20 protein-coding genes are annotated in these 22,671 nt (G+C 70.1%); 7 read left to right on the top strand and 13 right to left on the bottom strand.

Annotation, left to right across the window (positions count from 1 at the left end; genetic code table 11):
* Positions 1–2 precede the first annotated feature (2 nt).
* From HCX50_RS08870 to HCX50_RS08845, 6 genes are all read right to left on the bottom strand, one after another.
* Positions 3–569, bottom strand: coding sequence for an FtsB family cell division protein (locus tag HCX50_RS08870; RefSeq protein ID WP_337749383.1), 567 nt, complete (start codon positions 567–569; stop codon positions 3–5).
* Positions 570–667: 98 nt separating this feature from the next.
* Entirely contained in the window at positions 668–1,948 is a 1,281-nt protein-coding gene (gene eno, locus HCX50_RS08865) for a phosphopyruvate hydratase (RefSeq protein ID WP_091034310.1), read from the bottom strand.
* A gap of 118 nt (positions 1,949–2,066) precedes the next feature.
* On the bottom strand, positions 2,067–2,726 hold the full coding sequence (locus tag HCX50_RS08860) for an O-methyltransferase (protein ID WP_167633911.1): 660 nt from the start codon (positions 2,724–2,726) through the stop codon (positions 2,067–2,069).
* A gap of 31 nt (positions 2,727–2,757) precedes the next feature.
* Positions 2,758–3,708, bottom strand: a complete 951-nt coding sequence (locus HCX50_RS08855) for a CPBP family intramembrane glutamic endopeptidase (protein ID WP_167633909.1) — start codon at positions 3,706–3,708, stop codon at positions 2,758–2,760.
* 5 nt (positions 3,709–3,713) lie between these two features.
* A complete protein-coding gene (locus HCX50_RS08850; RefSeq protein ID WP_091034315.1) occupies positions 3,714–4,757 on the bottom strand; it encodes a hypothetical protein in 1,044 nt (347 codons plus the stop codon).
* Positions 4,754–5,104 (bottom strand): GntR family transcriptional regulator, encoded by a 351-nt coding sequence (locus HCX50_RS08845; RefSeq protein ID WP_091034317.1) that lies wholly within the window; start codon positions 5,102–5,104, stop codon positions 4,754–4,756. Before HCX50_RS08845 ends, HCX50_RS08850 begins: the two co-directional genes overlap by 4 nt.
* 102 nt (positions 5,105–5,206) lie before the next feature.
* Between HCX50_RS08845 and HCX50_RS08840 the strand changes: the two genes are divergently transcribed.
* Positions 5,207–5,677 (top strand): PaaI family thioesterase, encoded by a 471-nt coding sequence (locus tag HCX50_RS08840; protein WP_167633907.1) that lies wholly within the window; start codon positions 5,207–5,209, stop codon positions 5,675–5,677.
* Between the two features lie 43 nt (positions 5,678–5,720).
* Positions 5,721–6,950, top strand: coding sequence for an APC family permease (locus tag HCX50_RS08835; protein WP_167633905.1), 1,230 nt, complete (start codon positions 5,721–5,723; stop codon positions 6,948–6,950).
* Positions 6,951–6,952: 2 nt separating this feature from the next.
* Here HCX50_RS08835 and HCX50_RS08830 read toward each other — a convergent pair whose 3' ends face one another.
* Entirely contained in the window at positions 6,953–7,747 is a 795-nt protein-coding gene (locus tag HCX50_RS08830) for an AraC family transcriptional regulator (protein WP_091034326.1), read from the bottom strand.
* Between the two features lie 87 nt (positions 7,748–7,834).
* Between HCX50_RS08830 and HCX50_RS08825 the strand changes: the two genes are divergently transcribed.
* The gene (locus HCX50_RS08825) at positions 7,835–8,377 is read left to right on the top strand and encodes a VOC family protein (RefSeq protein WP_091034329.1); all 543 of its coding nucleotides are present in this window, start codon (positions 7,835–7,837) and stop codon (positions 8,375–8,377) included.
* Here the strand turns inward: HCX50_RS08825 and HCX50_RS08820 are convergent.
* The 4 genes from HCX50_RS08820 to nhaA form a co-directional block, all read right to left on the bottom strand.
* Positions 8,346–9,152 carry an SGNH/GDSL hydrolase family protein gene (locus HCX50_RS08820; protein WP_337749378.1) on the bottom strand — a complete coding sequence of 269 codons (807 nt, stop codon included), beginning with the start codon at positions 9,150–9,152 and terminating at the stop codon, positions 8,346–8,348. The genes HCX50_RS08825 and HCX50_RS08820 overlap by 32 nt on opposite strands.
* 64 nt (positions 9,153–9,216) lie before the next feature.
* Positions 9,217–10,467 carry a histidine--tRNA ligase gene (gene hisS / locus HCX50_RS08815; protein WP_205828960.1) on the bottom strand — a complete coding sequence of 417 codons (1,251 nt, stop codon included), beginning with the start codon at positions 10,465–10,467 and terminating at the stop codon, positions 9,217–9,219.
* A gap of 64 nt (positions 10,468–10,531) precedes the next feature.
* Positions 10,532–11,137: a MazG family protein gene (locus tag HCX50_RS08810; RefSeq protein ID WP_205828959.1), complete on the bottom strand. Its 606-nt coding sequence runs from the start codon at positions 11,135–11,137 to the stop codon at positions 10,532–10,534.
* A gap of 101 nt (positions 11,138–11,238) precedes the next feature.
* Positions 11,239–12,408 carry a Na+/H+ antiporter NhaA gene (gene nhaA / locus HCX50_RS08805; RefSeq protein WP_167633903.1) on the bottom strand — a complete coding sequence of 390 codons (1,170 nt, stop codon included), beginning with the start codon at positions 12,406–12,408 and terminating at the stop codon, positions 11,239–11,241.
* A gap of 114 nt (positions 12,409–12,522) precedes the next feature.
* Here nhaA and HCX50_RS08800 point away from each other — a divergent pair, with 114 nt between their 5' ends.
* Both HCX50_RS08800 and gdhA read left to right on the top strand, forming a co-directional pair.
* The gene (locus HCX50_RS08800) at positions 12,523–15,213 is read left to right on the top strand and encodes a phosphoenolpyruvate carboxylase (protein ID WP_167633901.1); all 2,691 of its coding nucleotides are present in this window, start codon (positions 12,523–12,525) and stop codon (positions 15,211–15,213) included.
* A gap of 133 nt (positions 15,214–15,346) precedes the next feature.
* A complete protein-coding gene (gdhA, locus tag HCX50_RS08795; RefSeq protein WP_167633899.1) occupies positions 15,347–16,717 on the top strand; it encodes an NADP-specific glutamate dehydrogenase in 1,371 nt (456 codons plus the stop codon).
* A gap of 110 nt (positions 16,718–16,827) precedes the next feature.
* Here the strand turns inward: gdhA and HCX50_RS08790 are convergent, their stop codons facing one another.
* The gene (locus HCX50_RS08790; protein WP_167633897.1) at positions 16,828–17,424 is read right to left on the bottom strand and encodes a gamma carbonic anhydrase family protein; all 597 of its coding nucleotides are present in this window, start codon (positions 17,422–17,424) and stop codon (positions 16,828–16,830) included.
* 46 nt (positions 17,425–17,470) lie between these two features.
* Positions 17,471–21,058, bottom strand: coding sequence for a transcription-repair coupling factor (gene mfd, locus HCX50_RS08785; protein WP_167633895.1), 3,588 nt, complete (start codon positions 21,056–21,058; stop codon positions 17,471–17,473).
* 79 nt (positions 21,059–21,137) lie between these two features.
* On the opposite strand from mfd, the gene HCX50_RS08780 reads away from it, so the two are divergent.
* On the top strand, positions 21,138–21,701 hold the full coding sequence (locus HCX50_RS08780; protein WP_167633894.1) for a GNAT family N-acetyltransferase: 564 nt from the start codon (positions 21,138–21,140) through the stop codon (positions 21,699–21,701).
* A 51-nt stretch (positions 21,702–21,752) separates the two neighbouring features.
* Positions 21,753–22,616 carry an Fpg/Nei family DNA glycosylase gene (locus HCX50_RS08775; RefSeq protein ID WP_167633892.1) on the top strand — a complete coding sequence of 288 codons (864 nt, stop codon included), beginning with the start codon at positions 21,753–21,755 and terminating at the stop codon, positions 22,614–22,616.
* Positions 22,617–22,671: the final 55 nt, after the last annotated feature.

Genomic DNA, 22,671 nt, shown 5'->3' with positions numbered 1-22,671 from the left:
GCTCAGGGAGCGGTCGTCGCCGTGCCGCTGAGTCCCGTCGCGACCAGGGTACGCAGCAGCTGCGGCATCCAGTCCGACGGCTTCTCCTCGAGCGTGTCGCTCACGGGCGCCTGCTCACGCGGGAGCGCGGACGGATCGAGGTCGTTGTCGATCAGGTAGACGACTTCGCCCGGCTTGACGTAGTACAGGCGCTCGCGCGCCTGAGTGGTGATGTAGGCGGGGTCGTTCCATCGTTCGCGCTCGGCGATCAGGGCGGTGATCTCGTCTTCGCTGACCTGCACCGATGCCTCGAGCGCCGCGATCTTCTGACGCTGGTCGATGAACGTCCCGAGCGTGGGCACGAGGACCCAGGCTCCCAGTACCACCAGCGAGAGCATGATGACCGAGAACGCCGAGAGGCGGATGCCGGAGGCCCATTCGCGAACGTCGACACGTGGGGCGTCGCCGCGGTTCCTCCCTGAGGCCCTGGGCGCGGGGGCGGCGGCAGAGGACGCCTTCGGTCGGGCAGCGCCCTTTCCGGGCGTCTTCGGGGCCGGAGATGACGAAGGAGGAGCCGGTCGTCGTGCCACGGCCCCTCCTTCGTCTTACCGCTTCAGCGGCTTCGTGCGCCGCGGACGACGGCCGTCTCAGCCGCCGCTTCCGCCGCTTCTTCGGGTGTCAGCTGCGTTCAGGCCTGCGAACGCGGGAACGCGGAGCGACCGGCGAAGACCGCGGCGTCGCCGAGCTCCTCCTCGATGCGCAGCAGCTGGTTGTACTTCGCGACGCGCTCGCTGCGAGCGGGCGCACCTGCCTTGATCTGACCGGAGTTCGTCGCGACGACGAGGTCGGCGATGGTCGTGTCTTCGGTCTCGCCCGAGCGGTGCGAAAGCATGGCCGTGTAGCCGGAGCGCTGCGCCAGGCTGACCGCGTCGAACGTCTCGGTGAGCGTGCCGATCTGGTTGACCTTGACCAGCAGCGAGTTGGCGACGCCGCGCTTGATGCCGTCGGCGAGGCGCTGCGGGTTGGTGACGAACAGGTCGTCGCCGACCAGCTGGACCTTGGAGCCCAGGGCGTCGGTGAGGTGCTTCCAGTTGTCCCAGTCGTCCTCGGCGAGAGCATCCTCGATCGTGACGATCGGGAAGTCGTTGACCAGGCCGACGTAGTACTCGGTGAGCGCGGCCGCGTCCCAGTCCTTGTTGTCGAGGCGGTAGACGCCGTCCTTGAAGAACTCGGTCGCCGCGACGTCGAGGCCGAGGGCGATGTCGGTGCCGGGGGTGAAGCCGGCCTTCTCGATCGCCTTCACCAGGAAGTCCAGGCCCTCGCGGTTGCTGGGCAGGTCGGGGGCGAAGCCGCCCTCGTCGCCGAGGCCGGTCGCGTAGCCGGCGGCCTTCAGCTCTGCACGCAGCACGTGATAGGTCTCGACACCCCAGCGGAGTGCCTCGGAGTAGGTCTCCGCGCCGACCGGGGCGAGGAAGAACTCCTGCATGTCGATGCCGTTGTCGGCGTGCTCGCCGCCGTTGATGACGTTGAACAGCGGAACGGGCAGCACGTGCGCGTTCGGGCCACCCAGGTAGCGGAACAGCGGGAGATCGGCCGAGTCTGCAGCCGCCTTGGCGACGGCGAGGCTCACGCCGAGGATGGCGTTGGCGCCGACGCGCTTCTTGTTCTCGGTGCCGTCGACATCGATGAGGATCTCGTCGACGATACGCTGCTCGCTCGCCTCGACACCCTCGATGGCCGGGCCGAGCTCGTCGATGATGGCCTCGACGGCCTTGAGGACGCCCTTGCCGCCGTAGCGGCTCTTGTCGCCGTCGCGGAGCTCGTACGCCTCGAACGCGCCGGTGGAGGCACCGGACGGGACTGCCGCCCGCTGCACGATGCCGTCGTCGAGGAGGACCTCCACCTCGACGGTCGGGTTTCCGCGCGAGTCGAGAATCTCGCGTGCGCCTACAGCCTCGATCAGTGCCACTGATGTGCTCCTTGTTCAGGGGGAAAACGTGGTGTGGAGCGTCGTCGATCCGCGCCCAGTCTAGCCCGGCCGTGCGACCGGACCAGGGACTCATCCGGCCGCCGCGCGCGGAGCGGGTTCAGACCACGACGGCGATCGCGAAGCCGTCCCAGCCCTTGGCCCCGACCGTCTGCAGCGCCGTGGCATCGAAGCGCGTGTCCTCCCCCAGCATCCGCAGCGAGTCACGGGTGCCGATCACCTTCGAGTCGGTGCTGTCGTCGCGGACGATCTCGCCCTCGCGCCCGATGTTGTCCAGCACGACGACCGTGCCCGCGTGACCGAGTCGCGCGGCCCAGTCGAGATAGACGGTGTTGGACTCCTTGTCGGCGTCGATGAACACCAGATCGAACCCGCCGACCAGAGTCGGCAGCACCTCGGCGCCCCGGCCGATGCGGATGTCGACCCGGTCGCCGACGCCTGCGGCGTCGATGCTGGCCCGCGCGACGGCGGCGTTCTCGGCCTCCGCCTCGATCGTCACGACGCGGCCTTCGGAACCGACGGCCCGGGCGAGCCAGATCGTCGAATAGCCGCCGAGGGTGCCGATCTCGAGCACCCGTCGCGCGCCGCTGATGCGGACGAGCAGGTTCAGCAACTTGCCCGCGACGGGCGCGACCTCGATCTCGGGCAGCCCTGCCTCACGCTGAGCGACGAGAGCCGATTCCAGTTCGGCGTCGGGCCCGACGAGCGTGTCGGCGAGATACGAGTCGGCCTGCGACCAGGCGGCGGGGGTGGAGTCCATGACCTCAGCCAACCGCCGGCCCCGGCCCCCGTCAACCCCGCGGCGGCGAGAGCAGACGACCAGGAGCGTCGGCGAGCTCCGGCTGCTTCCGGAACTGGCCGGTCAGCACGAGCATCAGGATGACCACCGCGATGACGATCCATGCCGCCACGCCGAGCGGTCCGGCGAGGGCCATGTCGGGCTGCGTGGCCGCGAACAGGACGATGAGCCCGGCGGCGGCGTTCAGTGATCCGTGCGCGATCACGGCCGGCCAGACGGATGCCGACCGCAGTCGCAGCCAGCCGAGCAGGACGCCCCAGGCGACGCAGCCGCCGACCATGAACAGGACGCCCGTGATGTCGGTGCGCCCGAAGTTGTAACCGAGCAGGATGATCGGGCTGTGCCACAGGCCCCAGATCGCGCCGCTGAGGATCAGGGCCGGCCAGGTGCCGAGCGGTCGCAGCGCCGGCACCAGCCAGCCCCGCCATCCGAGCTCCTCCCCGAAGGCGAAGATGCTGTTGAAGAGCGCTCCGAGCGGGACCATCGCGATCTGCGCGAAGACCACGATCTCGACCTGCGGTACCGGCACACCATCGGGCAGCGCCTTCGCGAGCTCGGCCGCGAAGCCGGCGAAGGTCAGATCGAGCTGCACGAACCCGAGTGCTGCGGACACGACGACCGTGAGCGCCACCAGGACCGGCGGCACGAGCCAGGCGGCGACCATGAGCCAGACCACGCGTTTGGCGGGCCGCAGCGGCCAGAGGCCCAGGAAGCGCGCCCGCTCTCCCCGCGCAGGCACGCGCATCGCGAAGGTGACGACCAGCACCGCGACGGCGGGCGTGAACATCATGACCGGGAGGAGGAACACGGACATCGGCTCCGCGAGTCCGTCGCCGAGCCACAGCGGCAGCGCCACCAGCCAGGCCAGCGCGCAGGCGACGGCCACGAAGACGATGACGGCGGGCCACTGGACCCTTCGAGACGTGGGGATCGTGGAGTTCATGCGGTTCACCCTTCCTTCCGTGTGACGGCGGCGAAGGCCGCCGCCGCTGTCTGCGCGTCGTCGACCGTGACGACGAACCGCCGTCCACCGACGCGCGTCACTTCGAGCGCTTCACCCCGGCGCAGCACCACGCCGTATCGTCCGTCGAGGCCGTAGCGCAGCCCCCATCCACCGAACTCGGCGAAGGGATCGACGTCGATCGCGCGCACCGACGCGACATCGACCGTGGGGATCTCGATCTTCGGCCAGCCCGCCAGCGACCGCACGAGCAGTCCGGCGGGCCCGATGCGCACGCGGAACGCGAAGGTGGTGACGAGCGCGGCGATCAGGATCGCGCACGTGACCAGCATGATGACCGCGGTCAGCACTCCGCCCGCGCCCGTCGCGATCATGATGGCGGCGAGCGCGCAGGCGAGCAGCACCGCGCCACCGAGCACCGCCAGGCCGCTGCGGGCGATCGTCGCGGTGCCGATCCAGACGAGGCGTTCCGTGGCGGAGGTCGGGAGGGGATCCGCCGGGCTCTCGGACCGGCTCGTGTCCGGCAGGGGCGTCGCCGGCTGCAGGAACCATCCGAGCGCCACACCGCCGGCCATGAGCACGAACCCGATCAGCACCTCGAAGCCGATGTCGGGGGTGTCTGCGGCATCGGCGAGACCACGTTGCGCGTCGACGCCGACCAGCGTGATGAGGGAGATGAGGGCGACCGTGCCGAGGTTCATCGCACCGAGGAACCTCGCCGTGATCGACCACTGCGGGCGCTCGGCGTCGGCGGCGGGAACCGGCTGCCCGTTCTGCGGGAGTCGGTGCGCGAACCACGCGAGGAGGGCGAACGCGATGACCATCACCGCGATGCCGCCGAGGATGGCGAGGTAGGTCCAGCCGGGCCCGAAGCCGTTCACGCCGTCGTCCGACCAGTGGATCGCCGCGGGCTCCGGTATCTCGGGAAGCCAGAACGCGACGATGACCGCCGACACCGCCAGGATCGTGAGCGGAATGATCACCCCCACCCAGAGGAATGCAGTGCGGGCACGGCGGACGTCGGCGGTCATACGGTGATCTCCTTCACGAGAGCGGCGAGTGTGGCCGGGGCGACGCCGAGTGCGGCGGCGCGCGACACCAGATCCTGCAGATCCTTCGTCAGGTCAACGAGCGGACCGACGGAGGCCGAGACCACGGCACCGCGGCCGCGTCGCAGGTCGATCAGCCCGTCCGTGCGCAGCTGCTGGTACGCGTGCAAGACGGTGTGCAGGTTGATCTCGAGGGTCTCGGCGACTTCGCGCGCCGAAGGAAGGCGGTCTCCCGGCGCCAGCCTGCCGGCGATGATGTCGGCACGCACGGACGCCGCGACCTGCTCGTAGAGCGGCACCCCGCTCGCCATGTCGACCCTGATCAGCATCCGACCTCCGCCTTGTTGGCCTTATTCTATTCGAACTAGAACAACTGTAGCTACCCTCCAGACGTCTTCGTCGCCCGGTCCCGCGTCCCCCACACTGGCGGGATGCGCATCACTCCCCGCCGCCTCGCCCTCGGCATGAGCCTGTGGATCCCGAACCTCTTCAGCGGCATCCGCATCCGCCGCTTCAGCGAGGACTGGACCCACGCCACGGTCGAGTTGCACGTGAACGTCTTCACCCGCAACTACGTCAAGACCGCTTTCGGCGGATCGATGTCGGCCATGACCGACCCGTACTTCTTCATGCTCGTGATGCATCAGCTCGGGCGCGACCACGTGGTGTGGGACACCCGTGGCGAGATCGAGTTCCTGAAGCCCGGCCGCGGCGTGCTGACGGCCGAGTTCGAGGTGTCGAAGGAGAAGGCCGAGGAGATCCGCGAGCGCGCCCGAGGCGGGGCGAAGGTGCTCGAGTGGTTCGAGACGGTCATCACCGACCGTGAGGGCGACGTCGTCGCGAGGGTCCGCCGCGAGGTGTACATCCGCGAGAAGAAGCGGGTCACGGCGTCCCGGGACTGAGCCGCGTCATCCGCTGTTCACTCCCGCGTGCCACGATGACGGGATGCCCCTCGCTCGCCGGCTGACGCTCGGAGACGCCGTCGCCATCGGCCTCGGCTCGATGATCGGCGCCGGTGTGTTCGCCGTATGGGCTCCGGCGATCGGGGCTGCCGGCAGCGGCATCCTGATCGCGCTCGCGATCGCCGCCGTCGTCGCGTACGGCAACGCGACCGCATCGGCGCAGCTCGCGGCCGCGCATCCCGTCGCGGGCGGCACGTATGCGTATGCCCGCGCCGAGATCGGACCATGGTGGGGATTCGTCGCCGGCTGGAGCTTCGTGATCGGCAAGATCGCGAGTTGCGCCGCCATGGCGATGACCTTCGCCGCCTACGCCGCGCCCGAGGGATGGCAGGTGCCCGTCGCCGTGGTCGCCGTCGCCGCGCTCGCGGTCGTGAACTGCTTCGGCGTGACCAGGACCGCGCTGCTCACGCGCATCCTCGTCGTGTGCTCGCTGCTCGGTCTCGCGGTCGCGGTCGGCTTCGGGCTCGGCGCGACGCCGTCAGCCGCACCGAGCCCGCTGCCCGACGCCACGGCATACGGCGTGCTGCAGGGTGCCGGGCTGCTGTTCTTCGCGTTCGCCGGCTACGCGCGCATCGCGACCATGGGCGAGGAGGTCGTCGACCCGGCGAAGACGATCCCGCGCGCGATCGTCCTCGCACTCGGCGGAGCGATCGTCGTCTACACCCTCGTCTGCGTCGCGGTCATCCTGGTCCTCGGCGCCGACGCGATCGGATCGAGGGCGCCCCTGGTCGACCTGCTCGGCGCGGCGGGTGCCTCGGCGTGGGCACCGGTCATCCGTGTGGCCGCCGCCGCCGCTTCGCTCGGCGCGCTGCTGGCGCTGCTGACCGGCATCGGGCGCACGACGCTCGCCATGGCGAGAGAGAGCGACGTCCCGAGCTTCCTCGCGAAGATCGATCAGCGCCATCTTGTGCCCCGGCGCGCGGAGATCGCGATCGCCGTCATCGTGATCGCCATCGTGCTCCTCGCCGACCTTCGCGGCGCGATCGGCTTCTCGTCCTTCGGAGTGCTGCTGTACTACTTCATCGCCAACGCAGCGGCGTTCCGGCAGGTGGGATCGGCGCGCCGCTACCCCCGGGCACTGCAAGTCGTCGGCGCACTCGGCTGCCTCCTGCTGGTGGCGACCCTCCCCGTGCTGGGCTCCGCCATCGGCGCCGCCATCCTCCTGATCGGCGTGGGATATCGGATGCTGCGGCTGCGACTCGCGCGCGCCTGAGGTCAGCGGCTCGACTCGGAACGGTACGCGCGCGGAGCGAGGCCGAGGACCGCCTGGAAGTCGCGGGTGAGATGGGCGTGATCCGCGTACCCGAGATCGGCGGCGATCGACGCGAGATCGGTATCCGGCTGCTCCCGCACGCGCACGGCTGCCTCCTGCAGTCGCCGTCGCCGGATCATCGCGGCGGGCGAGAGCCCGACGTGGCGATGGGTCATCCGCTGCAGGGTTCGCACCGACACCGCGAGGCGCGTGGCCGCCTCTTCGGGAGTGAGAGCGGCATCGTCGCCCATCAGCACGTCCATGAGCGCGTTGGCCTGACGCGCGGGATCGCCCACCGGGCCGACGCGTTCCCCGAGCCACCGGGCGAAGATCGCGACCGCCTGCTCGCGGTGCCCGTCTCCGGAACCCATCGCCGCCGCCACGGCACGGTGCAGCTCCGCGACATCCGCCGTCGGCCCACCCAGGACTCGCTCGCCGTCGACCAGTGCGGTGGGGGCATCGATCAGGGCGGCGACAGCGGCGGGGCGCAGCAGGGCGCCCACCGCCCAGCCTCTCCCCCGGAGATCACGGTGGGACACCCGCGTCGTGGCGCCCGACAGCATCACGGCATCCGCATCGACGACGAGGTTGAGCGCCGGATAGGCGACGATCTCCTGGCGCGAAGAACGGCCGGGCTCGATGTCCCACTCCGGAATCCAGAACCACGCGACCAGCTCTGTCACCGCGGCCGGCGCGGGAAGGCGGTGGAACTCGGGCAAGCGAGCGGGGTACAGCACGCCACGGGTCGGGTTCACCATGCGCCCAGCGTAGGCTCCCGCCCCGACTTCGGGAGGTTGTCGCGGATGTTCAAGTTGCGGGCCGTGCCCCCGGCCTAACGTGGCGGCATGAGCAACGACATCCCCACGACAGACGCCCCCACGACCGGTGCCACCGGGACGTACACGACCGACGGGCGCCCGAACAGCGCGACCTCACTCACGCCGTTCCTGGCGATCCCCGACGCGAAGAAAGCGATCGAGTTCTACCGCGACGTCTTCGGCGCCAGAGTCATCGACGTGACGGAGTTCGGCGGCGTGGTCGCCCATGCCGACCTCGACTTCGGACTCGGCATCCTGCAGCTCGGCGAGCCGAACCCGGAGTACCACCTCGTCCGCTCGCCCGAGGGCGACGACGACTGCTACTCGATGGGCCTCTACGTCTCAGACGTCGATTCGGTCGTGGCGAAAGCCGTCGAGGCCGGAGCTACGGTGCGCGAAGCACCGGCGCCGTTCGTCTCGGGCGACCGGTTCGCGAGCATCCGCGACCCGTTCGGCGTGCGCTGGTCGGTGATGACCCGTGTCGAGGACATCTCCGACGAGGAGAGCAGCCGCCGGGTGGCCGAGTGGGCCGCGTCCTTCAGCGCGGCCCCGAGCGACGGCGCGAGCTGAGGGCCACCTCCGCGGCACGGCACACCGCAGGCAGCAGCGCCTCAGCGGTGCGCCGGTAGCCCAGAGCGCTCGGGTGGAAGCGGTCGAGACTGAACATCGCCTCCGGCTCGTCGAAGAACATCGGCCCCACCGCACGGCGCAGATCGACCGGCTCGCCTCCCGCCCGTCGCGCCGTCTCGTCTTGGATCTCGGCGAGACGGCGCGACAGGCTCGACGCGATGCGGCGGAGCGGCTGCGGAACCGCACGCAACGCCCCGAGATCGGGGCAGGTGCCGACGACGACCTCGGTATCGGTCTCCCGCAGCCGCCCGATCGCCTCGTGCAGATGCTGTGCGGAGAGCGCCACCGGAAGCCGGTGGGTCACATCATTGCCGCCCACGACGATCACCGCCACGTGCGGACGGTAGCCGGCGGGGAGCGTGTCGAGCTGCGCCGGGAGGTCGGGCGACTCCGCCCCCACCACCGCGGCAGTGCGCAGCCGCACCGGTCGGTGCATCCGCTGACCGACGCCCTTCGCGAGCCGCCCTCCGAGTGTCTCCTTGCGATGCTCGACGCCGAGGCCCGCGGCGATCGAGTCGCCGAGCACCAGCAGGTCGAGCGGCTCGCCGTCGAGCGCGCGACGCCAGACGCGGTCGGCATCGACGGACTCCTCCCCCAGCGGCTTCCCGATCCGCTTCCGCGCGATGGCAGCCTGCTGCGCGAGGGCAAAACGGATCGCGGCCAGCACCGCCGCGAGGGCGAGAGACACGATGGCGAGGGTGCGGATGCGGCTCACGCCCCGATTCCACCGCGCCGGTGTGAACGCGGCGTGAACGCGACGCGAGCGTCCGAACCTCGCGTCAGGAGAGCGGCTTGACCTCGAGGTCGCCGGCGCCCGCGGACACGGTCGCGAAGGCCGTGTAGCCGTCGGCCGCCGAGCGCTCGAGCAGCGCCTTGACGTTCTTCGTGCGTCGCTCGAGCCGAACCCGGGCCCCGCCCGCGATGAGCGTGGCTTTGTGGCGGACGAGCTCGTGCACCGGCACGTCGGCATCGTGGATCAGCACGACCGCCTGCGCGGCGGCATCGGCCTCATCGGCGATCAGATCGACGAGCCGCTCGAAGCCCAACGAGAACCCGACCGCGGGGACCTGCTGTCCGAGGAAGCGACCGATCATGCCGTCGTAGCGCCCGCCGCCGCCGAGTGAGTACCCGACGGACGGGTGCGCGAGCTCGAAGATCGTTCCGGTGTAGTACCCCATGCCGCGCACGAGGAACGGGTCGAAGACGAGCGGGATGTCGGACTGACCACGCCCCGCAGCCACCGCCTCGCCGATGCCGACCAGGTGCTCGATCAGCTCGGCCGGGGCGCCGTCGGGCAGGGCCTTGCGGATCTGACGCTCGCCGAACGGGTGGTACTCCATCGTCTGCGGGCGCCGCAGGAAGGCATCGAAGGCATCGGCGGCGGCCGTCGAGGCGCTGCGCTCGTGCAGCTCGGCGGCGACCCCCTCCGGAGCGATCTTGTCGAGCTTGTCGATCGTGATGAGCACGCCGGGACGCTCCTCGGCGGTGAAACCGAAGCTGTCCAGCATCCAGTCCAGCACGCGGCGGTCGTTGATCCGCACCGTCGCACCCTCGAGGCCCAGGGCGTCGACCACGTCGAGCGAGGCGACCATCAACTCGGCCTCGGCACGAGACGAGTCGTCTCCCATGATGTCGATGTCGCACTGCACGAACTGCCGGTAGCGGCCCTTCTGAGGGCGCTCCGCACGCCAGACCGGGCCGATCTGGATCGAGCGGAAGACGGTGGGGAGCTGGCCGCGGTTGCTCGCGTAGAAACGTGCGAGCGGGACGGTGAGGTCGTAACGGAGGCCCAGGTCCGAGAGGGCAGCAGGGTCTTCGGCGGCCGCGCGGATCGCGTCGGCGTCGAGCCCACGCCGCAGGATGTTGTACGAGAGCTTCTCGTTGTCGCCGCCGATCCCGGCATGCAGCCGGTCGTAGTCCTCGACCACGGGCGTCTCGATCTCGTCGAATCCGTGCGCGAGGTAGCGCTCGCGGATGACGGAGAGCACGCGCTCACGGCGGGCCTTGTCGGCGGGGAGGATGTCGCGCATGCCGCGCGGCGGGTTCACAGTAGCCACGAGTCCATCTTCCCAGGTCGGGCACCCCGACCGTGCGTCAGGAGCCGGCCTCGGCCGCCCGGACGTCGTCTTCGAGCGCGCGGAGCCGCTCGCGCAGTGCGCGTTCCGCGTCCCACCCCTCGGCGCGGGCCGTCGCCACGAGCGCGAGCAGCGCATCGCCGAGCTCGGCTTCGGATGCCGGGGGCACTGCCGTCGAAACCGGTGCGACTGTCACACCGACACCGGCCGCGCGACCGACGAGCTTCTGCGCGAGCGCGAGTGCCGGCATCCCCCGTGGCACTCCGTCGAGCACGCTGCTGCGGGTGCGCTTCTCGGCAGCCTTGGCCGCGTTCCAGTGCACCAGGACCTGCTCGGGCGTCTCGGCGATCTCTCCGGCGAAGACGTGCGGATGCCGCCGCACCATCTTCTCGGTCAGGGTGCGTGCCACGTCGTCGATGTCGAACGGGTCCTCCGGATCCTGCGCCGCGATCGCCGCGTGGAAGAGCACCTGCCAGAGCAGGTCTCCGAGCTCTTCACGCAGGTCGTCGCGTGTGCCGGCCTCGACCGCGTCGATCACCTCGTGCGACTCCTCGATCAGGTACGGCACGAGGTCGCGGTGCGTGATCTGCTGCGACCACACGCAGCGGTCGCGGACCGCGTGCATGGTGTCGGCGGCGGTGCGGAGCGGGTCGGCGCCGTCTGCCTGAGGCTCGGGTCGTGCGCTCACGCGTGCTCCTTCTGGTCGGTGCGGATCCGGCTCCGCGCTCACGAAGAGGCGGATGCGACCCGACGGTACCAGCGCGCACGCAGCGACACGATGAATGCGGAGAGCACCAGGGCGATCAGCGAGCCGACGAGCACACCGAGGATGGCCTGGTCGCGGATGCCGCCGTCGCTCGCGAAGGCGAGGTTGGCCAGGAGCAGCGAGACCGTGAAGCCGATGCCGCCGAGCGCACCGGCCGCGAGGATGTCGGCGAACGGCAGCGCGGGCTCCGAACCCTTCGGGCGGATGCGCATCGCGATCCACCCGAACAGCGAGATGCCGATGATCTTGCCGACCGGCAGCGCGACGACGATCGCCCAGAATGCCGGCGACAGCTGCGTGAGCGAGAGGGCGGGGATCACGACGAACGCCGCGACGAACGCGAACACCGGGAGGATCAGACCGTTCACGGTCGGCTCCAGCGCGTGCCGGGTACGGGCCGCGGGGACCGGCGACATGACGAGCCCGAGCAGCACTCCGGCGATCGTCGCATGGACGCCGGACGAGGCGACGAGGCCCCAGGTGACGACGCCGACCACGACCATGGCGACCGCGATGAGCGGGTGCCCCTTCGCGTGCAGCAGACGGCTGAGCGCCCAGAACACGGCGACACCGACGATCGCGAGCACGAGCTGCAGCCACTGCACGTCGTCGGCGAAGAGCACCGCGATGAAGATGATGCCGATGATGTCGTCGAGGATCGCCAGGGCGAGGAGGAACACGCGCACCCGCGACGGCAGGCCCTTGCCGAACATCGCCAGCACACCGAGCGCGAACGCGATGTCCGTGGCCGTCGGGATCGGCCAGCCCGACGCGGTGGAGCTGTCACCACCCGCGATCAGCAGATACACGGCGATCGGGACGAGCACTCCGCCGGCCGCGGCGATCGCGGGCTGCAGAGCCTTGCGCGGCGAATCGAGCTCGCCGTGCGTGAGTTCGTGACGCAGCTCGATGGCCACGACGAGGAAGAAGATCGCGAGGAGGCCGTCGGACACCCAGTGCGAGATCGACAGATCGAGATCCGTGCCCGGCACCGCGATGTGGAAGTCGAGGAACGCCGCCAGCGCGTCGTGCGTGGGCAGGTTCGCGAGCAGCAGGCCGAGACCGGCGGCGATGAGAAGAAGGACTGCGGGGAACTGCTGACCGCGGAGGGGGTTCGCTGAGATGCGCATCCCCTCCATCGTAGGTTGCGGCGATATCGCCGTGCATGCCGTGTCGTTCCGGGTCGGCGCGGGTGCGGCGTCATGCGTGCAGGACACCCCCACCGCCCGGGATACTCTCGAAGGGTGACCCCCGCACACTCTTTCTCCGAGCCCACGAACACCGAGGCGATCCGCGTGATCGGCCGATTCGAAGCCAGTAGCGGCACGCCGGATGCGATGCGCACCGATGTCAGGATGCTCGGGCAGCTGCTCGGGCAGGTGCTGCGCGAAGCCGGCGGCGACGATCTCTTCGAAGACGTCGAGCGTCTGCGGCTCGCCACGATCCAGGCGTATGACCAGGAGACGCCCGATGCGTTCGAGCGTGCCGCGGCGATCGCCGAGTCGTTCACCATCGCCAGGGCCGACGAGGTCGCCCGGGCCTTCACCTGCTACTTCCACCTCGTGAACCTGGCCGAGGAGCACCAGCGCGTGCGCGTGCTGCGCGAGCGCGCCGGACAGCCGGGACGCGAGGATGCCGCCGACACCGTCGCGACCGCCTACGCACGACTGCGCAGCGAGGTCGGCGACGAGGAAGCCCGCCGCCGCCTGGACGGCCTCCGCTTCCACCCCGTCTTCACCGCCCACCCGACCGAGGCCCGCCGCCGTGCCGTCTCCTCGAGCATCCGTCGCCTGTCCGAACTGCTGACCCAGCACGATGCGGCGAGCGCCGGCGGATCCGAGGAGCACCGTGCCCGCCGCCGGATGCTGGAGGAGATCGACACCCTCTGGCGCACCGCGCCGCTGCGGTCGCAGAAGCCCTCCCCGACCGACGAGGTCCGCACCGTGATGGGCGTGTTCGACGAGACGCTGTTCACGACCGTGCCCCACGTGTACCGCCGCATCGACGACGCTCTCCGTGGCGAGGAATCCGGCTCCAGTGCTCCTGTGGTGCCCGCGTTCGTGCGCATCGGCTCCTGGGTCGGTGGCGACCGCGACGGCAACCCGTTCGTCACGGCATCCGTCACCCGCGAGGCCTCGCAGATCGCGGCCGACCACGTCCTTCGCGGACTGGAGCGCGCGCTCGACCGCATCGGCAGGACCCTCACGCTGTCTGCGGACGACACCCCGCCGAGCACCGAGGTCGTCGCCGTGTGGGAGCGATTCGCCGCGGCAGAGCCGGATCTCGCCGCCGAACTCGCGGCCCGCTCCCCCGATGAGCCCCACCGCCGCGTGCTGCTCGTCCTGTCCCGACGAGTCGCCGCGACCCGCCACGGTGACTCGGCCCAGGGCTACTCGCGTCCCGAGGAGCTACTCGCGGATCTGCGGGCCGTGCAGTCCTCGCTCGCGGCTGCCGGCGCGAAGCGTCATGCGTTCGGCGGCGTGCAGCATCTGATCTGGCAGGTCGAGACGTACGGCTTCCACCTGACCGAGCTCGAGGTGCGTCAGCACTCGCAGGTGCACGCGAAGGCCCTGGCGGAGCTCGACGCGGGCGAGGCCATCAGTGCCCAGACCGAGGAGGTGCTGGAGGTGTTCCGCGCGATCGCGGACATCCAGCGCGACCGCGGCCTGCGGGCGGCCGGACGCTACGTCGTCTCGTTCACCCAGGCCGCCTCCGACCTCGCAGGCGTGCACCGTCTCGCCCGGTACGCGCTCGGCGACGACGCACCGGTGCTCGACGTGGTGCCGCTGTTCGAGACGTTCGCCGACCTTCAGGCAGCGCCCGGAATCCTGGCCGAGGCCGTGACCTTCCCGGAGTTCCGCGAGCGAATGGCCGCCACCGGCAACCGCCTCGAGGTCATGCTCGGATACTCGGACTCGTCGAAGGATGTCGGCCCCGTCGCCGCGAACCTCGCCCTGTACGAGGCGCAGGAGAAGATCGCGCGCTGGGCGCAGGAGTCCGAGATCGAGCTGACGCTCTTCCACGGTCGCGGTGGCGCCCTCGGGCGTGGTGGCGGCCCCGCCAACTCCGCGATCCTCGCACAGCCGCCGCACTCGGTCGACGGCCGCTTCAAGCTCACCGAGCAGGGCGAGGTCATCTTCGCGCGCTACGGCGAGCCGGCCATCGCGATGCGGCACATCGACCAGGTCGCCGCCGCCACACTGCTCGCGTCGTCCCCCACCGAGGAGGAACGCACCAGCCGCGCGGCCGAGCGCTACGCCGAGGTCGCCTCGGTGATGGATGCCGCCTCCCGCGAACGCTTCTTCTCGCTCGTGAAGGCCGAGGGGTTCGCACCCTGGTTCGCCACGGTCACCCCGATGGAGGAGATCGGTCTGCTCGCGCTCGGCTCGCGGCCCGCGCGTCGCGGACTGTCCGTCGAGTCTCTCGAGGATCTGCGGGCCATCCCGTGGGTGTTCGCGTGGACGCAGGCGCGCATCAACCTCGCCGGCTGGTTCGGTCTCGGCACCGCCCTGGACGCCGTCGGCGATGAGCAGCTGCTCATCGAGGCGTACCGCGAGTGGCCGCTGCTTCGCACCATGATCGACAACGTCGCGATGAGCCTCGCCAAGACCGACGAGCGCATCGCCCGGCAGTACCTCGCCCTGGGCGACCGCGATGACCTGGCACAGCTCGTGCTCGACGAACTCGCGGTCACGCGGCGCTGGGTGATCCGCCTCACCGGCGGCGAGCGCCTGCTCGAGAACAAGCCTGTTCTCCAGCGCGCCGTGCAGCTGCGCAGCCCCTACGTCGACGCGCTCTCGCTGCTGCAGCTGCGTGCCCTGCGCGCGCTGCGCTCGGCCGAGGGGCCCACCGGGTCCGGCGCCGATGCCGAACAGCAGCGCCTGCTTCTGCTCTCGGTCAGCGGCGTCGCCGCCGGCCTTCAGAACACCGGGTGACCGATATACCGTCTGGCCGGGTGCGCGATCCGCATTCGGCCGGCCGCTAGAGTGAAACCTCCGCCGACACCGGCGATGCCTCACGCGACACGATCGCCTGCACCACAATCCCCCATCAGAAAGCCTCTTCCGCGTGACCGCAACGACTCCCGCCGACTTCCATCCGCTCGCCGCCTCCGTGCAGCCCGTGTTCGACACGGTGCTGTCCCGCAGCCCGTACGAGCCGGAGTTCCACCAGGCCGTCCACGAGGTGCTGCACTCGATCGCCCCCGTCCTGGAGCGACGCCCGGAGTACGTCGACGGCGGCATCCTCGAGCGGCTCGTCGAACCCGAGCGGCAGATCCTCTTCCGCGTGCCGTGGATCGACGACGCCGGCAAGCTGCAGGTCAACCGCGGCTACCGCATCCAGTTCTCGTCGGTGCTCGGCCCGTACAAGGGCGGACTGCGCTTCCACCCCTCGGTGAACCTCTCGATCATCAAGTTCCTCGGCTTCGAGCAGATCTTCAAGAACGCGCTCACCGGTCAGGGAATCGGCGGCGGCAAGGGCGGGTCCGACTTCGACCCGCACGGCAAGTCCGACGCCGAGGTCATGCGCTTCTGCCAGTCGTTCATGAACGAGCTGTACCGCCACCTCGGCGAGCACACCGACGTCCCCGCGGGCGACATCGGCGTCGGCGGCCGCGAGATCGGCTACCTCTTCGGCCAGTACCGCAAGGTCACCAACCGTCACGAGTCCGGCATGTTCACCGGCAAGGGCACGGGCTGGGGCGGTGCTGAGGTGCGCACCGAGGCGACCGGCTACGGCGCGGTGTTCTTCGCGCAGGAGATGCTCGCCGTGCACAACGACTCCCTCACCGGAAAGCGCGTCGGCATCTCGGGCTCGGGCAACGTCGCCATCTACGCGATCCAGAAGGCCACCCAGCTCGGCGCGACCGCCGTCACGGCCTCCGACTCCTCCGGCTACGTCGTCGACGACGCCGGTATCGACGTCGACCTGCTCCGTCAGCTGAAGGAGGTCGAGCGCGCCCGGATCGTCGAGTATGCCAACCGTCGGCCCAGCGCCCGCTTCGTCGAGGGCGGCAGCGTCTGGGAGGTCCCGGTCGACATCGCCGTCCCCTCCGCCACGCAGAACGAGGTCAGCCTCGCCGATGCCGAGGCACTGATCGCCAACGGCGTGCGCGCCGTCTCCGAGGGCGCGAACATGCCGTGCGTGCCCGACGCCGTCGAGGCCTTCCAGAAGGCGGGCGTGCTGTTCGCTCCCGGCAAGGCTGCGAACGCCGGCGGTGTCGCGACCTCGGCCCTCGAGATGAGCCAGAACGCCTCGCGTCAGCGCTGGACCTTCGCCGACAGCGAGAACAAGCTGCGCGAGATCATGGCCGACATCCACGACGCCGCCTTCGACGCCGCAGAGCGTCACGACGTCGGCGGCGACTACGTGGCCGGAGCCAACATCGCCGGCTTCGAGCGCGTCGCCGCCGCGATGCTCGCCCAGGGCGTCATCTGATCCGAGTTCGCACCTCGCGCGGCGAGACTTCGCAGAACCACACGAACGTCGCAGGAATCCCGGGATTCTCTGCGACGTTCGTGCTGTTCTGCGAGTTTCGGACCGCGGAGTCAGACCTCGCGGTCGTGGGCGTGGCGGGCCAGTGAACTGCCGTAGCGCTCGGTGAGCTGCACCATCAGGTCGGGGGTGTCTCGGTCGACACCGAACACATGACCGGGGAAGTCGAGCTCCGGCTGCGCAGCGGCGATCTCCTGATCCCGGTCCGGCGAGAGTAGCTGCACCGGGTCACCGACGGCCACCCACCCGATCGGGACCACCGTGCGCTCGGGAAGCACGGCGCGGCGATGCACGATCGCGTTGACCCGCACCTCGCAGCGCGCCCCGACGAGCGCGCCGTTGAAGACGCGGGCACCGGATGCGAAGAAGACCTCCTCGCCCACCGTCGCGCCGGCGATGCTCGCCAGCGTCCCGATCAGCGTGTGCGCACCGATGTGGACCGCATTGGCCGCGGTGGCGCGGATCAGCGCGTTCTCCATCACGATCACGTTCTCGCCGAGGGTGATCGGCCCGCCCTCGGCCGTGATGACGGCGCCATGCAGCACCTGGCAGCCCGGCGCCACCTCCACGTCGCCGGAGACGACGGCGGTGGGGGCGATGACGGCGGTGTCATGGATGCGGGGGCGAGCCCCGAGGTGCTCGTACAACATGCGGCCAGACTAGTCCCGCCGCAGCCGCGAAAGCAGCCGCCGCACGTTACTCGACTTTGGCGGGCTCCGGGAAGATGGCGGTGAACAGCTGCTCGACCCATTCGAGGAGCTGCGTGTCGGGCAGCGGCTCGAGTCCGACACCCACAGCGGCGGGAACCGTGGGCATCGTCACGACCAGCGCCTCTCCCCCGGCCACGAGCTTCGCCTTCGGGTACAGCCGCTGCAGCCGCACCTTGATCGAGTCCTCGAGCCGCGCCGGCGCGATGCGCAGGTTCGAACCCATCACGACCACATCCGTCAATCCGGCGCGCGCAGCCCGACGACGCAGCCGCGAGATCGCCAGAAGCCCCTCGACCTCTTCGGGAGGCGTGCCGTAGCGGTCGACGAGTTCTTCGATCACGAGGTCGATGGCGCCGTCCTTCGCCGTGGCCGCCGAGGCCGCCGACAGCTTCTGATACGCCTCGAGGCGCAGTCGCTCGCTGTCGATGTAGTACTCGGGGATCCGGGCATCGAGCGGCAGTTCGAGCCGCAGCTCCTGCCCCGTCTCGACCTCGTCGCCGCGGAACGTCGCCACCGCCTCGCCGATCATGCGCAGGTACAGGTCGAAGCCGACGCCGGCGATGTGTCCGGCCTGCTCGGCGCCGAGCATGTTGCCCGCGCCGCGGAGCTCGAGGTCCTTCAGCGCGACCTGCATGCCCGAGCCGAGCTCGTTGTTGACCGCGATGGTCTGCAGGCGGTCGGCGGCGGTCTCGGAGAGCGGCTTCATCTCGTCGTAGAGGAAGTACGCGTACGCCCGCTCGCGCCCTCGCCCGACGCGGCCGCGGAGCTGGTGCAGCTGGCTGAGGCCGTATTTGTCGGCGCGGTCGATGATGATCGTGTTCGCGTTCGAGATGTCGAGGCCGGTCTCGATGATGGTGGTCGAGACGAGCACGTCGAACTTGCGCTCCCAGAAGTCGTCGACGACCTGTTCGAGCTGGTGTTCGCCCAGCTGCCCGTGGGCGACGGCGATGCGCGCCTCGGGAACGAGTTCCGCCAGCTGCGCCGCGACGCGCTGGATGGACTGCACGCGGTTGTGCACGAAGAAGATCTGGCCCTCGCGCAGGATCTCGCGCCGGATGGCCGCGGCGATCTGCTTGTCGCTGCGGGGTCCGACGAACGAGAGGATCGGATGCCGGTCCTCCGGAGGTGTCGCGAGCGTGGACATCTCCCGGATGCCCGTGACCGCCATCTCCAGCGTGCGCGGGATCGGGGTGGCGCTCATGGCGAGGATGTCGACGTTGGTCTTCAGCTTCTTCAGCGCGTCTTTGTGCTCGACGCCGAACCGCTGCTCCTCGTCGATGATCATCAGACCGAGGTCCTTGAAGATGACCCCCTCCGTCAGGATGCGGTGGGTGCCGATGATCATGTCGACGGAGCCCTCCAGCAGCCCCTGGAGAGTGAGCCTGACCTCCTTGTCGGTCTGGAAGCGCGACAGCGCGCGCACCTTCACCGGGAAACCGGCGAAGCGCTCGGTGAACGTCTCCATGTGCTGCTTGACCAGGAGCGTCGTCGGCACGAGCATCGCGACCTGCTTGCCGTCTTGGATCGCCTTGAACGCCGCGCGCACGGCGACCTCGGTCTTGCCGAAGCCGACGTCGCCCGAGAGCAGCCGGTCCATCGGGATCGGCCGCTCCATGTCGGCTTTGATCTCGTCGATCGTCTGCAGCTGGTCCAGCGTCTCGGCGAACGGGAAGGCCTCTTCGAGTTCGCGCTGCCAGGGCGTGTCCGGGCCGAAAGCATGGCCCTTGGCGCTCATGCGTGCGGAGTACAGCTTCACGAGCTCGACCGCGATGTCGCGCACGGCCTTGCGAGCCTTGCCCTTGGCCTGCGACCAGTCGCTGCCGCCCATCTTCGAGAGGGTCGGGGCCTCACCGCCGACGTACTTCGAGAGGGAGTCGAGCTGATCCGTGGGGACGTACAGCTTGTCGCCGGGGTAGCCGCGCTTGGAGGGGGCGTATTCGAGGATGAGATAGTCGCGCACGGACTTGGTCGCGTTGCGACCACCGGTGGACACCTCGCGCTGCGTCATCTCGACGAACCGCCCGATGCCGTGGGTGGCGTGCACCACGAAGTCGCCCTGCTTCAGCTGCAGCGGGTCGACGACGTTCTTGCGACGGGAGGCGAGCTTCTTGACGACCCGCTGGTCGCCACCGATCGTGCGTCCGTAGAACTCGTTGTCGGTGAGGACGGCGAGCTTCGCCTCCGGCACCTGGAATCCGGCTTCGACCGACCCCGTGACCAGCGTCGCGACACCGGCCTCCGGCGCATCCGTGAGACTCTCGACGACGCGAGCCGCGAGGCCGCGGTCGGACAGCACATCACGTGCACGATCGACCAGACCGCTGCCGGCAGCGATCACCACCACGCGCCAGCCGTCGGTGACCTTGGCCTCGACGAACGAGATGGCCCCGTCGACGTTGCCGTGGAACGACGGGATGATGGCGGCGCCGAGGGTGGCGGCATCCGCATCGGAGGCCGCATCGCCGTCGCCGACGCTGATGCCGAAGGGGCTCAGCTGCCACCAGACGCCACCCCGGTCGCGCACGCCCTCGCGCAGTTCGGCGATCGTGAGGAAGTCGCCGGCACCGAGATCGATGGGCGCCGACGCACCGGACGTGGCCGCGCTCCAGGCGGCATCGAGGAACTCGCGGTTCGTGTCGCCCAGAGTGATCGCGCGCGCGGTGGAGCGGTCGGGATCGACGACGGCCGTCGCCGCCCCCGCCGGCAGATACTCGGCCAGGGACTTCAGCGGCCCCGCGACCGCGGGCAGGAGCGATTCCATGCCCTCGACCGGGATACCCTCGGCCATCTTCTCGAGCATCCCCCGGATCGCCGGGAAGCCCTCGATCAGGGCGCGCGCGCGATCGCGGACATCGGCGGTCAGCAGCAGCTCGCGGCTGGGCGGAAGGTCGACGCCGGGAACGTCACCCGGGAGCGAGCGCTGATCGGCGACGGAGAACGCGCGGATCTGGTCGATCTCGTCGCCGAAGAACTCGACGCGGAACGGGTGCTCCGAGACAGGAGGGAAGACGTCGAGGATGCCCCCGCGCACGGCGAACTCGCCGCGACGCGACACCATGTCGACGCGGGAGTATGCCCGCTCCACGAGCTGCTCGACGACGCGGTCGAGATCGTTGCCCCGGCTGCCGACGGCGAGCTCGAGCGGCGCGATCTCCCCGAGGTTGCCCGCGATCGGCTGCAGCGCAGCCCGCACGGACGCGACGACCACGAGCGGATGATCACCGGTCCACTCGGCGATGCGGCGCAGCGTCTGCAGGCGCTGGCCGACCGTGTCGACGCTGGGACTCAGGCGCTCGTGCGGCAGCGTCTCCCAGGCCGGGAACGTCAGGATGTCGGCTGAGGGCAGGTAGGCGTGCATCGCCAGCGCCAGGCTCTCGGCACGCCGCCCGGTGGGGACGACGGCGAGGAGCGCAGGGGGGTGCCCCGCCGCAGCGCGCTTCTCCAGCAGGCCGGCGAGCGCCGGCGCATCGAGCCCGTCGACCAGGCCGAGGTCGGCATCGGTGTGCGCCCACTGCAGGGCGTCACGGTACAGAGACGCCTCTTCCAAGGCGCGCAGAATCCCCGGAACAGTCACCGGATAAGACTAGTCGCGCCCACGGACACTCCGGCCCGCCCGCTCGTTCAGAGGGCGCCGACCTCAATAGGCTGTCGGGATGGAATCCGTCGCCCTGACCACCGAACGTCTCGTCCTGCATGCACCGACGGAGGCGGACATCGATGCGATCACAGAGGCGTGCCAGGATCCGGAGATCGCGCGCTGGACGACGGTTCCGAGCCCCTACAACCGCGAGGATGCGGAGCACTTCGTGCGTCTCGTCGCGGGGTCGTGGGCCGACGGCTCGGAGGCGGTCTGGGGTATGTACGCCGACGACGAGCTCGTGGGCATGATCGGTCTGCACGGTATCGCCGCCCACTTCACGGGCGGGAGCGCCGAACTCGGGTACTGGGTGACCCCGGCCGCCCGGGGCAAGGGCCATCTCGCGGAAGCTGCCCGCGCCGTGATCGATTGGGGTTTCACCGAGCTCGGGCTCGTCCGCCTCCGCTGGCAGGCCGTGGCCGGGAACGTCCCTTCCGCCCGCGCCGCCCGCGCGCTCGGCTTCCGCTACGAGGGTCTGCAGCGGCAGGCGCTCACGAGTCCGCGCGGTCGTGACGACGGGTGGATCGCCGGCCTGCTGCCTGATGACGACCGCACGCCGGTGGACTGGCCGATCCTCTGAGACGCACGCCCACCGGGTGACAGTGTCGGCGGCCGATGACAGGATGAACGCATGCCGGAGATGCCGGAAGTCCAAGGCCTGACCACGTTCCTCGCCGACCGCGCCGTGGGGCGCACGATCACGCGCGCCAGCGTCGCGGCGATCGCCGCGCTGAAGACCTACGATCCGCCCATCACCGCGTTGCAGGGCGCGACGATCACGGCCGCCGTCCGGCTCGGAAAGTTCGTGGTGCTGTCGTGCGGCGACGAGCTGCATCTCGTGTTCCACCTCGCGAAGGCCGGGTGGCTGCGCTGGTATGAGACGCTGCCGACGACGCTCATCAAACCCGGCAAGTCGCCGATCGCTCTGCGCGTCGCGCTCGATGACGACAGCGGTTTCGACCTGACCGAGGCCGGAACGAAGAAGTCGCTCGCGGTGTACGTGGTCCGTGATCCGCAGGAGGTGCCGGGCATCGCGCGGCTCGGCCCCGACCCGCTCGACCCCGCCTTCGACCGCGGCACGTTCGCTGCGCTGCTGGAAGACCGGCGGATGCAGATCAAGGGACTGCTGCGCGACCAGGCGGTGATCGCGGGGATCGGCAACGCGTACTCCGACGAGATCCTGCACGCCGCCCGGATGTCGCCGTACGCGATCGCGGGAAAGCTCGACGATGCCGAGATCGACCGCCTGTACGACGCGATGCGCGAGACGCTCACCGAGGCGGTCGCCGAGGCATCGGGCAAACCGCCCGCCGACCTCAAAGACGCCAAGCGACGGGGGATGCAGGTGCATGCGCGTCGCGGCGAGGCATGCCCCGTCTGCGGTGACACCGTCCGCAGCGTGTTCTTCGCCGACCGCTCCCTCGAGTACTGCCCCACGTGCCAGACCGGCGGCAAGGTGCTCGCCGACCGTCGTCTCTCTCGACTGTTGAAGTGACCTCGCCCTTCCGGGCCCTCCCGGTCCATGTCTCGGAATGAAATGCGCGCAGATG

Source organism: Microbacterium sp. B19(2022) (assembly GCF_012030385.1).
Classification (GTDB): domain Bacteria; phylum Actinomycetota; class Actinomycetes; order Actinomycetales; family Microbacteriaceae; genus Microbacterium; species Microbacterium oxydans_B.
Note: the sequence above shows the minus strand (reverse complement) of the source record. Positions and strands in the feature narration are given on the sequence as shown.

What these genes read in the sequence shown, in the direction of transcription:
- HCX50_RS08860 (WP_167633911.1), bottom strand. Translation starts at nt 2,726, where the DNA reads ATGGACTCCACCCCCGCCGCCTGGTCGCAGGCCGACTCGTATCTCGCC.
- HCX50_RS08855 (WP_167633909.1), bottom strand. Translation starts at nt 3,708, where the DNA reads ATGAACTCCACGATCCCCACGTCTCGAAGGGTCCAGTGGCCCGCCGTC.
- HCX50_RS08850 (WP_091034315.1), bottom strand. Translation starts at nt 4,757, where the DNA reads ATGACCGCCGACGTCCGCCGTGCCCGCACTGCATTCCTCTGGGTGGGG.
- HCX50_RS08845 (WP_091034317.1), bottom strand. Translation starts at nt 5,104, where the DNA reads ATGCTGATCAGGGTCGACATGGCGAGCGGGGTGCCGCTCTACGAGCAG.
- HCX50_RS08840 (WP_167633907.1), top strand. Translation starts at nt 5,207, where the DNA reads ATGCGCATCACTCCCCGCCGCCTCGCCCTCGGCATGAGCCTGTGGATC.
- HCX50_RS08835 (WP_167633905.1), top strand. Translation starts at nt 5,721, where the DNA reads ATGCCCCTCGCTCGCCGGCTGACGCTCGGAGACGCCGTCGCCATCGGC.
- HCX50_RS08830 (WP_091034326.1), bottom strand. Translation starts at nt 7,747, where the DNA reads ATGGTGAACCCGACCCGTGGCGTGCTGTACCCCGCTCGCTTGCCCGAG.
- HCX50_RS08825 (WP_091034329.1), top strand. Translation starts at nt 7,835, where the DNA reads ATGAGCAACGACATCCCCACGACAGACGCCCCCACGACCGGTGCCACC.
- hisS (WP_205828960.1), bottom strand. Translation starts at nt 10,467, where the DNA reads ATGCGCGACATCCTCCCCGCCGACAAGGCCCGCCGTGAGCGCGTGCTC.
- HCX50_RS08810 (WP_205828959.1), bottom strand. Translation starts at nt 11,137, where the DNA reads ATGCACGCGGTCCGCGACCGCTGCGTGTGGTCGCAGCAGATCACGCAC.
- nhaA (WP_167633903.1), bottom strand. Translation starts at nt 12,408, where the DNA reads ATGCGCATCTCAGCGAACCCCCTCCGCGGTCAGCAGTTCCCCGCAGTC.
- HCX50_RS08790 (WP_167633897.1), bottom strand. Translation starts at nt 17,424, where the DNA reads ATGTTGTACGAGCACCTCGGGGCTCGCCCCCGCATCCATGACACCGCC.
- HCX50_RS08780 (WP_167633894.1), top strand. Translation starts at nt 21,138, where the DNA reads ATGGAATCCGTCGCCCTGACCACCGAACGTCTCGTCCTGCATGCACCG.
- HCX50_RS08775 (WP_167633892.1), top strand. Translation starts at nt 21,753, where the DNA reads ATGCCGGAGATGCCGGAAGTCCAAGGCCTGACCACGTTCCTCGCCGAC.